General features: G+C 65.3%; 14 protein-coding genes. 4 read left to right on the plus strand and 10 right to left on the minus strand.

Going from position 1 to position 12,802, the window contains the following annotated elements; all coding sequences use genetic code 11:
* Nucleotides 1-134: 134 nt before the first annotated feature.
* The 4 genes from J0O65_RS06830 to J0O65_RS06845 form a co-directional block, all read right to left on the minus strand.
* Nucleotides 135-590: a hypothetical protein gene (locus J0O65_RS06830; protein WP_215405354.1), complete on the minus strand. Its 456-nt coding sequence runs from the start codon at nucleotides 588-590 to the stop codon at nucleotides 135-137.
* A 260-nt stretch (nucleotides 591-850) separates the two neighbouring features.
* Nucleotides 851-1,756: a ribosome small subunit-dependent GTPase A gene (gene rsgA, locus J0O65_RS06835; protein ID WP_215405355.1), complete on the minus strand. Its 906-nt coding sequence runs from the start codon at nucleotides 1,754-1,756 to the stop codon at nucleotides 851-853.
* Entirely contained in the window at nucleotides 1,753-2,118 is a 366-nt protein-coding gene (locus tag J0O65_RS06840; RefSeq protein WP_215405356.1) for a 4a-hydroxytetrahydrobiopterin dehydratase, read from the minus strand. The genes rsgA and J0O65_RS06840 overlap by 4 nt, the downstream gene beginning before the upstream one ends.
* On the minus strand, nucleotides 2,115-3,395 hold the full coding sequence (locus J0O65_RS06845) for a M48 family metallopeptidase (RefSeq protein ID WP_215405357.1): 1,281 nt from the start codon (nucleotides 3,393-3,395) through the stop codon (nucleotides 2,115-2,117). Before J0O65_RS06845 ends, J0O65_RS06840 begins: the two co-directional genes overlap by 4 nt.
* A 56-nt stretch (nucleotides 3,396-3,451) precedes the next feature.
* Here J0O65_RS06845 and orn point away from each other — a divergent pair, with 56 nt between their 5' ends.
* Nucleotides 3,452-4,048: an oligoribonuclease gene (orn, locus tag J0O65_RS06850; RefSeq protein WP_175560553.1), complete on the plus strand. Its 597-nt coding sequence runs from the start codon at nucleotides 3,452-3,454 to the stop codon at nucleotides 4,046-4,048.
* 138 nt (nucleotides 4,049-4,186) lie between these two features.
* Here the strand turns inward: orn and J0O65_RS06855 are convergent, their stop codons facing one another.
* Both J0O65_RS06855 and gcvA read right to left on the minus strand, forming a co-directional pair.
* On the minus strand, nucleotides 4,187-4,531 hold the full coding sequence (locus J0O65_RS06855) for a hypothetical protein (protein WP_215405358.1): 345 nt from the start codon (nucleotides 4,529-4,531) through the stop codon (nucleotides 4,187-4,189).
* Nucleotides 4,528-5,472 carry a transcriptional regulator GcvA gene (gene gcvA, locus J0O65_RS06860; RefSeq protein WP_092717770.1) on the minus strand — a complete coding sequence of 315 codons (945 nt, stop codon included), beginning with the start codon at nucleotides 5,470-5,472 and terminating at the stop codon, nucleotides 4,528-4,530. The genes J0O65_RS06855 and gcvA overlap by 4 nt, the downstream gene beginning before the upstream one ends.
* Nucleotides 5,473-5,788: 316 nt before the next feature.
* On the opposite strand from gcvA, the gene J0O65_RS06865 reads away from it, so the two are divergent.
* The 3 genes from J0O65_RS06865 to J0O65_RS06875 all read left to right on the plus strand — a co-directional run bounded on the left by J0O65_RS06865 (nucleotide 5,789) and on the right by J0O65_RS06875 (nucleotide 8,226).
* Nucleotides 5,789-6,700 carry a DMT family transporter gene (locus J0O65_RS06865; RefSeq protein ID WP_215405359.1) on the plus strand — a complete coding sequence of 304 codons (912 nt, stop codon included), beginning with the start codon at nucleotides 5,789-5,791 and terminating at the stop codon, nucleotides 6,698-6,700.
* A gap of 213 nt (nucleotides 6,701-6,913) precedes the next feature.
* The gene (locus J0O65_RS06870; protein WP_215405479.1) at nucleotides 6,914-8,005 is read left to right on the plus strand and encodes a hemin-degrading factor; all 1,092 of its coding nucleotides are present in this window, start codon (nucleotides 6,914-6,916) and stop codon (nucleotides 8,003-8,005) included.
* A complete protein-coding gene (locus tag J0O65_RS06875) occupies nucleotides 7,993-8,226 on the plus strand; it encodes a hypothetical protein (protein ID WP_215405360.1) in 234 nt (77 codons plus the stop codon). The genes J0O65_RS06870 and J0O65_RS06875 overlap by 13 nt, the downstream gene beginning before the upstream one ends.
* Before the next feature lie 48 nt (nucleotides 8,227-8,274).
* Here J0O65_RS06875 and J0O65_RS06880 read toward each other — a convergent pair whose 3' ends face one another.
* Genes J0O65_RS06880 through J0O65_RS06895 form a run of 4 tightly spaced genes read right to left on the minus strand, consistent with a single transcriptional unit; the run spans nucleotide 8,275 to nucleotide 12,763 of the window.
* Entirely contained in the window at nucleotides 8,275-8,709 is a 435-nt protein-coding gene (locus J0O65_RS06880) for a hypothetical protein (protein WP_215405361.1), read from the minus strand.
* On the minus strand, nucleotides 8,706-10,145 hold the full coding sequence (locus tag J0O65_RS06885; protein ID WP_215405362.1) for an efflux transporter outer membrane subunit: 1,440 nt from the start codon (nucleotides 10,143-10,145) through the stop codon (nucleotides 8,706-8,708). The genes J0O65_RS06880 and J0O65_RS06885 overlap by 4 nt, the downstream gene beginning before the upstream one ends.
* Complete coding sequence (locus J0O65_RS06890) at nucleotides 10,142-11,212, minus strand: HlyD family secretion protein (protein WP_215405363.1); 1,071 nt, start codon at nucleotides 11,210-11,212, stop codon at nucleotides 10,142-10,144. The genes J0O65_RS06885 and J0O65_RS06890 overlap by 4 nt, the downstream gene beginning before the upstream one ends.
* Nucleotides 11,213-11,239: 27 nt before the next feature.
* Nucleotides 11,240-12,763: an MFS transporter gene (locus J0O65_RS06895; protein WP_353056159.1), complete on the minus strand. Its 1,524-nt coding sequence runs from the start codon at nucleotides 12,761-12,763 to the stop codon at nucleotides 11,240-11,242.
* Nucleotides 12,764-12,802 lie beyond the last annotated feature (39 nt).

The following is a 12,802-nucleotide window of genomic DNA, read 5'->3' on the forward strand; positions in this document are numbered from 1 at the left end:
TGCGTCATGGCATTGTAAGCTGCATTCAGGGGAATTGTTCAGTGCGCCGGTCAGAATTCTTCATCGGGCATGGCACCCCCTGCGGGGGCTATTTGCCCCGCCGGCCGATGGCGGGGCAGTCGCCCAAGTCGATCTTAGCGTGACACCAGCCGGATGCTGGTGCTGCCCGTCACGGTGCCGGCGCTGCGCATGTCGGCGGGCATGCGCAAGCCGGGCAGGAACTGGGCGTCGTCGATCACCACACGGTCGCCCGCATTGCTGAAGACAAAGGTGGCGCCCTTTTTGCTGACAAACTGGCCCGGGCCGGTCGGGTAGATTTCCACGCTGTTTTTTGCCTGCCATTCACGGTCGTCGATCAGGCGGCCAAAGAAATGGCTGTCCTGCTGGCGGACTTCCAGCCGTTGTCCATTCGACAGCCGATATTGCTGTTCGATGTCGAAGGCTTCCTGGGCCGTGACGTGATAGTAGGTGCCCGAGGTGACGCGCACGCTGTCGGTGGTGGGCGGTGCGGCGGCGGTTTGCGCCTGGGCAGTGCCGCCGGCAAGCGCGAACAGGGCAAGGAGGATGGGGAGGAAGCGTTTGGTATGCATGGCATTCACCTTCGATCAGGATGACAGGATTGGTTGAAGTTAGATCGTGTGGTCGCTGGCAGGTTTCCGGCAGGGACTGGTGTCAAGTTAGCAAACGCGCCTGGCCATCGCCAGCGGCGGGCGACGGATGGCCGCTTTTACGCGCTGAAATGCATAAAACGGCGGATGAACGGTTTTAAAGTCGGAAGGCAAGCTCGGCTGCAAAATTAAATTTCGCCAGCCGAGCTTTTTTGTCGCTATCTTTGTGCGGCGGCGCGTGCTTAATAGAGCGTCTGCGCCGATTCGTGCAGCAGCTGGCCGTACAGGGTATGGCGCATCTTGGCGATCTTGCCTTCAGACAAGGCTTGCAGGATGGCGCATTGCGGCTCGATCAGGTGGCGGCAGTTGTAGAACTTGCAGCCGCCCAGGTAGGGCTGGAATTCGCGGAAGGCCCGCTCCAGCATGCCCTCGGACAGGTGGTACAGGCCGAATTCCTGGAAGCCGGGCGAATCGATGATGGAGCTGTCCGGGCCCAGCTCGTCGAGCTTGTACAGGCGCGTAAACGTCGTCGTGTGCTTGCCCGTGTCGAGCGCGGCCGAGATTTCGCGCACGGCGATGTCGGCGTCCGGCACCAGCAGGTTGATCAGCGACGACTTGCCCATGCCCGACTGGCCGATGAGGATGGACGACTGGCCCGCCAGCAGTGGCGCCAGGGTGGCCACGGCGTGCTCGGGTGCGGCGCGCGCCGACACTTCATCGACGGGATAGCCCATCGAGGAATACGGCAGCAGGCGTTCGCGGGCGCGCTCCAGCGAGGCCGTCACGTCCGTCTTATTCAGGATGATGCGCGCCTCGATGCCGGCCGCGTCGGCCGCCACCAGCGAACGCGAGATCAGGTCGTCGGCAAAGCCCGGTTCCGTCGCCACGACGATGAACAGCTGCGTCAGGTTGGCGGCCAGCAGCTTGGATTTGTACTGGTCCGAGCGGTACAGCAGGGTCTTGCGTTCCTCGATGCGGTCGATGACGGCCTGGTCGTTCGAGGTGCGCGTCAGGTGCACGATGTCGCCCACGGCCACATTGGTTTTCTTGCCGCGCGTCACGCATTGCAGCTTGGCGCCGTCCACGTCGGCCAGGTAGTGGCGGCCGTGGGCGGCGATGATGACGCCCGTCAACTTGCCTTCGCTCATGGGGCCACCTGGCTGCTCTGGTAGATGAGGTCTGCCTTGGCGGCGCAGATGAAGTCGTTTTCGGACAGGCCGCCGGCGCCATGGTTGACCGAGTGCGTGTCGTAGCGCACGGCGCAGGTTTTGTAAGTAATGATGAGCTCCGGATGGTGGTCTTGCGTATGGGTCATATAGGCCAGGGCGTTCACGAACGCCAGGGTCTGGTAGTAATTCTTGAAGCCGAAGTCGCGGCACAGCTTGCCATTTTGCAGCGTCCACTGGGGCAGCAGGGCGTGCAGGGTGGCGATGTCCGTGTCGCCCAGCGCCTGCAGGCGCGGCGTGCAGGACAGTTGGGCCAGGTCTTGCGAGGTCGATGGCGTATTCATGTCGTAGCCCCTTTCAGGTGGCGGATGCGCACGCTGGCCGGCGGATGCGAGTCGTAGAAGGCCGAGTGCAGCGGGTCGGGCGTCAGGGTCGACGCATTGTCTTCATACATTTTCACGAGCGCCGAGACCAGGTCGTCCGCCTGCGTATGCGTGGCGGCGAAGGCGTCGGCTTCGAACTCATGCTTGCGCGAGCTGAGCGAGGTCAACGGTCCCAGCAGGAACGTGAAGACGGGCAAGGCCAGCATGAACAGCAGCAGCGCCAGCGCGTCCGTCGGCTGCCCCGTGATGGCCAGGGCGACGGGATCCACGCCCAGGCCCGCGTAAAACCATGGCTGCGTCTTCAGGAAGCCCAGCAGCGCCAAAAAGCCCAGCGAGATGGCGAACATCACGGCGATGCGCTTGACGATGTGCTTGAGCTTGAAATGTCCCAGTTCATGCGCCAGCACGGCTTCGATTTCCTGCGGCGCCAGGCGCGACAGCAGGGTGTCGTAGAAGACGATGCGCTTGTTGGCGCCAAAGCCCGAGAAATACGCATTGCCGTGCGCGCTGCGCTTCGAGCCATCCATGACGAACAAGCCTTTCGAGGCGAAACCGACGCGCTGCATCAAGCCTTCGATGCGGCTTTTCAAGGCTTCATCGGCCAGCGGCGTGAATTTGTTGAACAGCGGCTGGATAAAATTGGGGAAGATGATCATCATCAGCAGGGAAAAACCGCTCCAGACGATCCAGGCATAGAACCACCACAGGTCGCCACTTTTCGCCATCAGCACGAGAATGACCCACAGCAAGGGCAAGCCGAGGGCCGCCGTGAGGCCTATGTTCTTGAGCAGGTCCGTGAAAAACAGGTGCTTGCTCATCATGTTGAAGCCGAAGCGCTGCTCCAGCACGAATTGCTGGTAATACTCGAAGGGCAGGTCGATCAGGCCGGAAATGGCGGCGAAGGCGGCGATCAGGCCGATCTGGTACAGCATGGGCGAGCCCGGGCCCATCCATTCATTCAGATGCAGCGCCAGCCATTGCAGGCCGCCCAGCAAGGTAAAACCGATCAGCACGGCATAGTTGACCAGCAAGGTCAGCAAGCCGAACTTGGTCTTGGCCACCGTGTAGTCGGCCGCCTTCTGGTGCGCGGCCAGCGGAATTTTTTCCGCGAATTCGGGCGGAACAAAGGCGCGGTGCGCCAGCACGTGGCGAATCTGCCGCGAAGCGAGCCAGAAGCGCACGGCCAGGGTCAAAACGAGGACGGATACAAACAAAATCGAAAACGCGAGTGAATACATTCTGTGCCTGTGAGAAAATGGCTGATTATTTAGTTTGATTAGGCCAAGAGAGAATTATGTCACAAGCGACCGACTTAACTGCATCCACCCCCGCACCCACCGTGCCAGCGCGTCCCAATGAGATGAACCTGGTCTGGGTCGACATGGAAATGACGGGCCTGGAGCCCGATACCGACCGCATCATCGAGGTGGCGGTGGTGGTGACGGATATGCACTTGAACCTGCTGGCCGAAGGCCCCGTGTTCGTGATTCACCAGTCGGATGAAACCCTGAACAAGATGGATGCCTGGAACAAGGGCACGCATGGCCGCTCGGGCCTGATCGACAAGGTGAAAGCGTCGACCGTGACGGAAGCCCAGGCGGAAGCGGAGCTGATCGCGTTCCTGAAGAAATACGTACCGGCAGGCAAGTCGCCCATGTGCGGCAACACCATCGGCCAGGACCGCCGCTTCATGGTGCGCGGCATGCCGAAGCTGGAAGCGTTTTTCCACTATCGAAATGTTGACGTATCGACATTGAAGGAGCTGTGCAAGCGCTGGAAGCCGGAAATCGCCACCGGTTTCAAGAAACACCAGAAACACACGGCGCTGGCCGATATCCTCGAATCGATCGAAGAGCTGAAGTACTACCGCGAACACTTCATCAAGCTGTAATGTGATGACGCCTCGCCAAACCTACTGCGCGTCGGTATAGGCGGCCTGCGATGCTCACCGTACTTGAGTACGGTTGCGCTTCTCAGCCACCTCTCCCTTCCGCTCGCTACGGTTTTGCGAGGCGTCGCGAAGGTTCTGTTACATCGTATCAAGGTCAAAATCGAGGGTGTACCAATCCCCTTCCTCATCCTGCCACGCCAGCGCAAACGGTCCCGTTTGCCGTAAAGCCGTGATCCAGCGCACCTCGCCTGGCTGGCGGTAATATTCCACGCACTGCCCGAACGGCTGGCCCAGCCGGCGCAGCACCAAGCCCTCGCCCGCCACGGCGCACCATTGCTCGTTGACGTCGATCAAGGCCGCGGCCGGGTCGCCATAGAATTCGCCCAGGCTCGCTCGCCGGCCATCGGCGGCCAGCACGCCGGCGTGTTCGTATTCATGCTGGACTATATATTGGGCGCTGCGCGCCAGTTCCCTGCTCGTCATGCTGTCTCCACGGTGGGCCAGACGGTTTCCTGGTCGGCGCGCGCCTCGGCGATCAGCCATTCGCAGAACGCATGCACGAGGGGCCGCGTTTCCGCCTGGGGCGAGCGCAGCAGATAATAACAGTGGGGGCCGCGCACGGCGTGCTCGAACACGCGCACCAGGCGGCCCGAACGTAAATCGTCGCCGATCAGGGGGCTGGCGGCGATGGCCACGCCCTGGCCGCTGGCGGCCGCGTCCAGGCATAAATACGTGTGCGAAAAGCGCGCGCCGCTGTTGCCGCTATTGCCGCTGTAATGCACGCCGCAGCTGTGCAGCCAGCGCGTCCAGTCGATCTCGCCGGGCAGGTGCACTTCCGGTTCGTCGTGCAGCAGGGGATAGCGCAGCAGGTCGGCGGGCTGGCGCAGGCTGGCCGCGTTGGCGCGGAAACCGGGGCTGCAGACGGCGGAAAACCATTCCTCCATCAATAAATCGACCTTCAGGCCCGGATAGCGGCCCGGCCCCAGGCGGATGGCCACGTCCACGCCGTCGCGCGCCAGGTCGACCGGGTGCATCGACGCCAGCACGCGCAGCTCGATCTGCGGGTAGCGGTCGCGCAGCCGGCCCAGGCGCGGCATCAGCCAGCGCGAGACGAGCGAGCTGGTGGCCGTCACCGTCACCACCTTGTCATCGCCCTGGCGCCGCGCCTGCTCGGAGACGTCGGCCAGCTGGTTGAGGATCGGCCCCAGCGACGCCGCATAGCGCTGGCCGGCATTGGTCAGCACCACGCCGCGCGGCAGGCGCTGGAACAGCACGATGCCCAGCCACGCTTCCAGCTGTTTCACGTGGTGGCCGATGGCGCCGGCCGAGACGTGCAATTCTTCGCCCGCGCGCTGGAAGCCTTCATGGCGGGCGGCCGCCTCGAAGGCGTGCAGGGCGGCGAGCGGTGGCAAGGGACGTGACATGGCACTCTTCAAGAGATTGAGCCTCAGTAATATTCGGCCTATCCGTGAAGAATATTGGTTTGTTTCATTTTGCGCAAGCGAATATGATGCCGTCACTGCGTGAAGTGACCCGCAATAGGATTCACGCATGTATTTCACGCACGCATCACCTTCCAGCCTTGCTTGGCATTAATATTTACAACGCCTGGGAAAACCGTCGCGAGCGGCAGTGATTTGTGGCTGAGAAGCGCAACCGTACTTCAGTACGGTGAGCATCGCAGGCCGCAAAGCGCGACGCGCAGCAGGTTTGCCCTGGCGTACTCTAAGAGGTTTAGTCATGTCTGATCGCCGCGCCGTTGCGCTGGTGTTGCTGTCGGCCGCCGGTTTCGGCAGTTCCGCAGTGTTTGCCAAGGCGGCATATGCGTCCGGGGTCAACCCGTCGACCATGCTGGCCTTGCGTTTCGTCATCGCCGCCATGCTGTTGCTGCCGCTCGTGTGGCTGGGCGGCTGGCGCTTGCCGCGCGGCCGCCTGCTGGCCGGCTACATGCTGATGGGCCTGATGTACACGGCCCAGTCGCAAGGCTATTTCAATGCGCTCATGTATGCCAGCAGCGGCCTGTGCGGCATGCTGCTGTATGTGTATCCCGTGCTGGTCACCATTCTCGCGCTGGCGCTGGGCTGGGAAAAGCTGGACCGGCGCATGCTGGTGCTGATGGCGCTGGCGATTGCCGGCATGGCCATCACCCTGGGCGGCAAGCTGCAGGGCCAGCCCATCGGCATCGCGCTGGCCTTGATGGCCGCCGGCGTGTACGCCGTGTACATCCTGTTTGGCAACAGCCTGTCGAAAAGCCGCGAGAATATTCACCCATTGGCCGCCTGCGTGGTGATTCTGGGCACGGCCGGCCTGTCGAACAGCGCGATTGCCTTGTGGCAAGGCGTGTCCTTGCCGGGCACGGCGACGGGCTGGCTGGCCGTCAGCGCCATCGCCCTGTTTTCGACGGCCATCGCCATTGCCGCCTTCTTTGCCGGCGTGGCGCAGATCGGCGCGGCCAAGGCCTCCATCATTTCCACGTTCGAACCCGTCATCACGATGGCCTTCGGCGTGACCCTGCTGAAGGAATCCGTCAGCGGCACGCAATTGCTGGGCGGCGCCATGGTGCTGGCCGCCGTGGTATTGCTGGCGCAGCGCTCCAGCCCGAAGCAGGCGGCGGAAGCGGCCGTCATGCCGGGAGCGCAGGCCAGCGCCTGACCTTTTTTTCCTGAACTGATCGGCAATACCGATCGGTCTCCTTTGCGCCGCGACGGGTTTCCTGTCGCGGCGCTTTTTTTTGCACGGTGTTTTTTCACGCAAATAAGCCTTGATTGCGAATGATTCTCATTTATAATTGAATTCAAGATTCCCCCACCACCAGCCAGCCCATGCCAGCCAGTGTTCGCCTTGAAAGGAGACACCGTGACGAGCATGCCCCCTATTTGCAACACCGAGCTGGTCGCCAGCGAATTTGCCCGTTTGCGCCGTGACAACAAAGCCCGCCACCGCGACATCGCCGAGGAACTGGGTCTTTCCGAAGGCGAGCTGATCGCCGCGCATGCGGGCTTGTCGCTGGCCAATGGCGCCTTGCTGGGCGCCGTGCGCCTGCAAGCCGACTGGCCCGCCATCGTCCAGGCGCTGGAACCGTTGGGCGAAGTCATGGCGCTGACGCGCAACGCCTCGTGCGTGCATGAAAAGACGGGCGTCTACCGCCAGGCCAGTCACGACAACCATGTGGGCCTGGTGCTCGGTGGCGACATCGACCTGCGCCTGTTTTACCGCCAGTGGGCGCATGGCTTTGCCGTGCGCGAGGTGAACGCGGGCGAAAACGCGGTGCGGCGCAGCCTGCAGTTCTTCGATGCGGCCGGCCATGCCGTGCACAAGATTTTCCTCACGCCGCACAGCGACATCGCCGCCTGCGACGCGCTGGTGGCGCATTTTGCCGACGCGAACCAGGCGGCCGGCATCAGCGTGACGGCGCCGGCGGCGCGCCCGGCCGAACTGCCCGACGCGCAGATCGACGTGGCCGGCTTTCGCGCCGCCTGGGCCGACTTGCGCGACACGCATGAATTTTTCACCTTGCTGAAAAAATATGCGGTCTCGCGCCTGCAGGGGCTGCGCCTGGCCGAGGCGCGCTTCGTGCAGCAGATCGACACGTCCTGCGTGCTCGACCTGCTCAACAGCGCCGCCCTCGAAAAGGTCTCCATCATGGCCTTCGTCGGCAATGCCGGCATGATCCAGATCCATTCCGGCCCCGTGCACAAGATCGCCGTGATGGGGCCATGGATCAATGTCCTCGACACGCGCTTCAACCTGCATGTGCGCGAAGACCATATCGCCAGCGCCTGGGTAGTGAAAAAGCCGACCGTCGACGGCCTGGTGACGTCCGTGGAACTGTTCGACGCCAGGGGCGACGCCATCGTCATGTTCTTCGGCGAACGCAAGCCGGGCGTCCATGAATTGTGCGAATGGCGCCACATCGTCGAGCGCGTGGCGCAGGAGGGCGAACTATGCGCCGCATGATCGCCGCCAGCGTGGCGCGCCGCATCGCGCTGAAAAAAATGGGCGCGGGAGCGCTGGCGCTGGCCACGCCGATGCAGGTGCTGTCCGCCGTCGGCGATGCGGCCTCGCAGTACCCGGCCGTGGCGCAGCAGCTGCCGCAGGCGGGCTATGCGCGCACCTTGCCGGCCGAGGGCGTGCTGGCGCCGACGCAGCGGACCGCCACCGAGGACGCGGCGCCGTAAGCACCGCGGCGTCGCGCAGGGGCGATGGCTTGCTGCCGGCCGCCGCACTCACCACACGTCCGCCGCGCGCGGCCGCGCCATCTGGCCGCTGCCCAGCAGCCACACCATCAGGGCATCGGCCTGTTCGCGGGTGGCGGCCACTTCCTGCAGGATGCCGAAGGCCTTCATGGCGCCGGCCGCCATCGCTTGCAGGCGCGCGCGCCGTTCCGCATCCTCCTCGACCGATACCAGGCCCCGGCACAGGGCGGCCAGCGCCACCTTGTTATGTTTGAGCCACAGGCCGCGGCGCTTGCGGTCGATGTGCGCTTCATCGCCGCGTTCCTCCTCGAACAGCATGACGAACGGTTCGCCATGGCGCAGCAGGGCGTCCATGTCGTTTTCCCACAGCGGGGCATAGCCGGTGACGGCCGTTTCAGGGCGAAAGCGCACGATGGGAAAGTCGCTGACGTCGTGGATGGAAAAATGTGCGGGATGCGGTTTCATGGCGTGCTTCCTTGCGATGGGGGTGAAAAGGCTTGCCAGCCGCCGCCCAGCGCCTTGTAGACCTGGACCAGCGACAGCGAGGCGGTGGCGCGGCTGTCGACCAGCGCCGCTTCGTTGTTCAATAAGGTGTTTTGCACATGCAGCACGTTGATCAGGTCCGTGCCGCCCTGGCGGTATTGCAGTTCCGCGCTGCCCAGCGCCCGCCGTCCCTGCTTGACGGCTGCATCGAGGCTGGCCTGGCGGCGGGCGTTGGCCTGGTAGCTCGATAAGGCATCTTCCACCTCGTGCCAGGCGGCCAGCACCGTCTGGCGGTAGGCGATGGCCGCCTCCTGCTGCTGCGCCTCGCGCAATTGCAGGTTGCCGCGCAGGCGACCGCCATCGAACAGGGGCACGCTGAAGCCGGGACCGAAAGCGAAGCGCTTGGCGTCCCAGCCGATGTCGGACAGCTGCATCGCCTGCAGGCCGACGCTGCCCGAGAGCGTGATGCGCGGATAAAAATCGCCTTGCGCCACGCCGATGGCGGCCGTGGCCGCGTGCAGCTGCGCTTCGGCGCGGCGGATGTCGGGACGCCGTTCGGCCAGGCTGCTCGGCACGCCCAGCTGCACCTGCACGGCCACGGCGGGAATGTCCTTGCCCGCCGCCAGTTCCGCCTGCAGCGATTGCGGCGGCAGCGCCAGCAGGAGGGCGAGGGCATTGCCCAGGCGCGCTTCGCGCTGCTGCAGCGGCGGCAGGCGCGCCTCGATGGTGGCCACGTGGGCCGCCGCCTCGGCCTCGTCGAGTTGCGTCGCCGCGCCTTCGCGCAGCCGGATGCGCGTCAGGTTCAAGGTATGGCGGGCGATATCGCGCAGCTGCTGCGTGATGGCCAGGGTCTGTTGCGCGCCGCGCAGCTCGATATAGTCGCGCGCCGTCTCGGCCAGCACGGCCAGCAGCACGCCGCGCTGCGTTTCCACGGCCGCGTCGACGCGCGCGTCGGCCGCTTCCACGTCGCGCCGCACGCGGCCCCACAAGTCCAGCTCCCAGGCCGCATCGAGATTGCCTTGCCACAGGCTGTAGGCGGATTGGCCGTTGTGGCGCGACGGGTCGCTCAGCCCTTGCTCGCTGTTGCGCGCGCGGCCATAGCCGCCATTCGCGCCCAGGGACGGGCCTTGCGCGGCGCCGGCCACGCCGCGCGCGGCGCGGCTTTGCTCCAGCCGGCTGGCCGCCGCCAATACGTCGAGGTTGGCGCCGGCGGCGCGCTGCAGCAGCGACGACAGGGTGGCGTCGCCAAAGCCGTCCCACCAGCGCTGCTCGATGGCGCCATCCTGTGTCGCGGCGAAACGGGCATGCTCCGCCTGGCGCCATTGCTGTCCCAGATCATGGTGCGGGCGCTGGAAGTCGCCGCCGACGCTGGCGCAGCCGGCCAGGCCCAGGGCCGTGAAGAGTATCAGTGCTTTCATCGCGCGCTCACCTGCTGCAGCTGTGGACGGCGCATGGCCGTATCGATGCGCACTTCGGCCGACATGCCCACGCGCAGGTGATGTTCGCCATCCTGGCCGGGATCGAGCGCGATCCTGACGGGGATGCGCTGCACCACCTTGGTGAAGTTGCCGGTGGCGTTTTCCGGCGCGATGGCGGCGAACGTCACGCCCGTGGCGGGGGCGATGCTGTGCACCGTGCCGCGCAGGAGCATGTCCGGATACGCGTCGACGGCGATGCTGGCGCGCTGGCCCTGGCGCACGTGCGTCAGCTGGGTTTCCTGCAGGTTGGCGACGACGAAGCTGCGGTTCAAGGGCACCACGGCCATCAGGCTGGCGCCGGGAGCCACCAGGGCGCCGATGCGCACGGCGCGGCGTCCGACGATGCCGTCGATGGGGGCGCGCAGCTGCGTATGCGACAAATCCAGTTCGGCCCGTTGCAGGCTGGCGCGGGCGCGCAGCAGTGCCGCTTCGGCCGCGCCTTGCTGCGCCTGCAAAATGTCCGTCTGCTTGCGGGTGGCAAGCAGGGCGGCGCGGTTTTGCGCCAGGCGCGCGCGGCTCACGTCGAAGCGCGATTGGGCCTGCTGCGCGTTTTGCACGCTGCCCGCGCCCTGGCCGGCCAGGTGCGTCGAGCGGGCCAGTTCCTGCTGCGCCAGTTTGTCTTCCGCCTGGTTGGCGTCGACCAGGGTGGTGGCTTGTTCGATCACCGATTGCTGGCGCTGCAAGGTGGCGCGGGCATTCGCCAGTTGCGCTTCGGCGCCGGCGACCTCGGCACGGGCCGCGTCGGCGGCGGCCTGGTAATCTCGCTCGTCGATGCGCGCCAACAGCTGACCCGCCTTGACAGTCTGGTTGTCTTCCACCAGCACTTCCCGCACGATGCCGCCCACTTTTGGGGAGAGCACGGTGTAGTCGGCGCTGACGAAGGCGTCGTCGGTGCTTTGCTCGTCGCCACGGGCGAACAGCAGTTGCCAGGCACAAAAGGCGAGGGCGCAGGCCAGCAGGGCCAGGCCGAGAAGAAATGCGCGCGAGCGCAGTATGGGTTTTTGCATGGTGAAGCTCTTTCGTCAGAATGGAAATCAGGCGGCGCGCGGCGGATGGACGCGCGTCGGCAGGATGGGAATGATCACAATCATGGCCAGCGCGATGGCGGCGACAATGAGGTACAGGTCGGACGAGGTCAGCGTGACGACTTGCGCATGCATGCGCTGCGCCAGGCCCGGCACGTCCACGGCGCCGGGCAGGTTGCCCAGGCGGTCGCTGAGCACCGTCGAATGAAAATGGTTGCGGCGCGTGATCAGCGCATCGAGCACGCCGGTGGCGACGACGGCCGACATGCCCTTGATGGTGTTGAACCAGGCCGAGGCGAACGGGCCATCCTGCGGCGCCAGGCCCGTGGTGGCCAGCAGCAGCAAGGGGATCACGGCCATCGGTTGGGCAAAGATCTGCACCGCTTGCAGCAGGTAGAAATGCATGCGTATCCAGTCCGGCGACATGCGCGCGCCGAGCACGCAGGACAGGGCCAGCAGGGCCAGGCCGATGGCCAGCACCCAGCGGCAGTCGACGGCGCGGATATTGCACAGGGCGGCCACCAGCGGCAGGGCGATCAATTGCGGCAGCGCCACCATCAGCATCACGGGCGCCGTCTGCAGCGGGCGGTAGGCGTGCACTTGCGCCAGGTAGGACGAGGGAATCAGGATCACGGCCAGCAGCACGAACAGCACGCCGCCCAGGGTCAGCAGGGCATGGCTGAGGTTGCGCCGCGACAGCAGCTGCAGCTTGAAGAAGGGCAGCGGATGCGACCACTCGTTGATGAAGAACAGTACCAGCAGCAACAGGCCGCCGCCCAGCAGCACGCAGATCAGCGGCGAGGCGAACCACGCCAGGCGTTCGCCCTGCAGCAATCCCACCACCAGCATGCTGATGGCGGGCAGGCCCAGCAGCAGGCCGCGCCAGTCGAACTGGCGCAAACGCTCCAGGCGCAGCGGGTCTTGCGGCAAGCCCCAGGACACCATCAGCAGGGCGGCGATGCTGCCCGGGACGACTTGCCAGAAGGCCCATTGCCAGCCCAGGTACTCGGTCCAGAAGGCGGCCAGCGGCGTGCCCAGGCTGGGGCCGAAGGTGGCGCTCAGCGCATAGCCGCCCAGGCCATACAGCTTGATGTTGGGCGGCAGGAAGCGCAGCGCCACCGTCATCAGCATGGGTGGCAGGGCGCCGCCCGCCGCGCCCTGCACCACGCGCAGGACCATCAGCACGGACAGGTTCGGCGCGAACGGACAGAGCACGCCGGCGGCCATGCAGACGAGGATGGCGGCGGCCGTCAGCCGGCGCAGCGAAAAGGTGACGGAGCACCACGGCGCGAACGCCATGGCCGATACCGAGGCGGCCGCATACAGGGCGACGAGCCAGCTGGCGTCGTCGCGCGCGATGCCCATGGCGCCGCGGATGTCGGCCAGCGCGACCTTGGTGATGTTTTCATTCAGGCCGGCTACCAGCACGGCCAGCAGCACGCCAGCCAGGCCCGTGGCCAGGCGCAGGCCGAAAATGGGGGATGCGGGTGGCGCGGCCGCAGGGGCGGCGCCGGAAACGGGTACAGCGGACACAGGGAACTCCGTGGATGAGAATCAGTCCACGCAGTATAG

The sequence above is a fragment of the Janthinobacterium sp. JC611 genome, from assembly GCF_018682595.1.
Lineage (GTDB): Bacteria > Pseudomonadota > Gammaproteobacteria > Burkholderiales > Burkholderiaceae_D > Janthinobacterium.

What these genes read in the sequence shown, in the direction of transcription:
- J0O65_RS06830 (WP_215405354.1), bottom strand. Translation starts at nt 590, where the DNA reads ATGCATACCAAACGCTTCCTCCCCATCCTCCTTGCCCTGTTCGCGCTT.
- J0O65_RS06865 (WP_215405359.1), top strand. Translation starts at nt 5,789, where the DNA reads ATGTCTGATCGCCGCGCCGTTGCGCTGGTGTTGCTGTCGGCCGCCGGT.
- J0O65_RS06885 (WP_215405362.1), bottom strand. Translation starts at nt 10,145, where the DNA reads ATGAAAGCACTGATACTCTTCACGGCCCTGGGCCTGGCCGGCTGCGCC.
- J0O65_RS06840 (WP_215405356.1), bottom strand. Translation starts at nt 2,118, where the DNA reads ATGAATACGCCATCGACCTCGCAAGACCTGGCCCAACTGTCCTGCACG.
- rsgA (WP_215405355.1), bottom strand. Translation starts at nt 1,756, where the DNA reads ATGAGCGAAGGCAAGTTGACGGGCGTCATCATCGCCGCCCACGGCCGC.
- J0O65_RS06875 (WP_215405360.1), top strand. Translation starts at nt 7,993, where the DNA reads ATGCGCCGCATGATCGCCGCCAGCGTGGCGCGCCGCATCGCGCTGAAA.
- J0O65_RS06855 (WP_215405358.1), bottom strand. Translation starts at nt 4,531, where the DNA reads ATGACGAGCAGGGAACTGGCGCGCAGCGCCCAATATATAGTCCAGCAT.
- J0O65_RS06870 (WP_215405479.1), top strand. Translation starts at nt 6,914, where the DNA reads ATGCCCCCTATTTGCAACACCGAGCTGGTCGCCAGCGAATTTGCCCGT.
- J0O65_RS06880 (WP_215405361.1), bottom strand. Translation starts at nt 8,709, where the DNA reads ATGAAACCGCATCCCGCACATTTTTCCATCCACGACGTCAGCGACTTT.
- J0O65_RS06845 (WP_215405357.1), bottom strand. Translation starts at nt 3,395, where the DNA reads ATGTATTCACTCGCGTTTTCGATTTTGTTTGTATCCGTCCTCGTTTTG.
- J0O65_RS06890 (WP_215405363.1), bottom strand. Translation starts at nt 11,212, where the DNA reads ATGCAAAAACCCATACTGCGCTCGCGCGCATTTCTTCTCGGCCTGGCC.
- orn (WP_175560553.1), top strand. Translation starts at nt 3,452, where the DNA reads ATGTCACAAGCGACCGACTTAACTGCATCCACCCCCGCACCCACCGTG.
- gcvA (WP_092717770.1), bottom strand. Translation starts at nt 5,472, where the DNA reads ATGTCACGTCCCTTGCCACCGCTCGCCGCCCTGCACGCCTTCGAGGCG.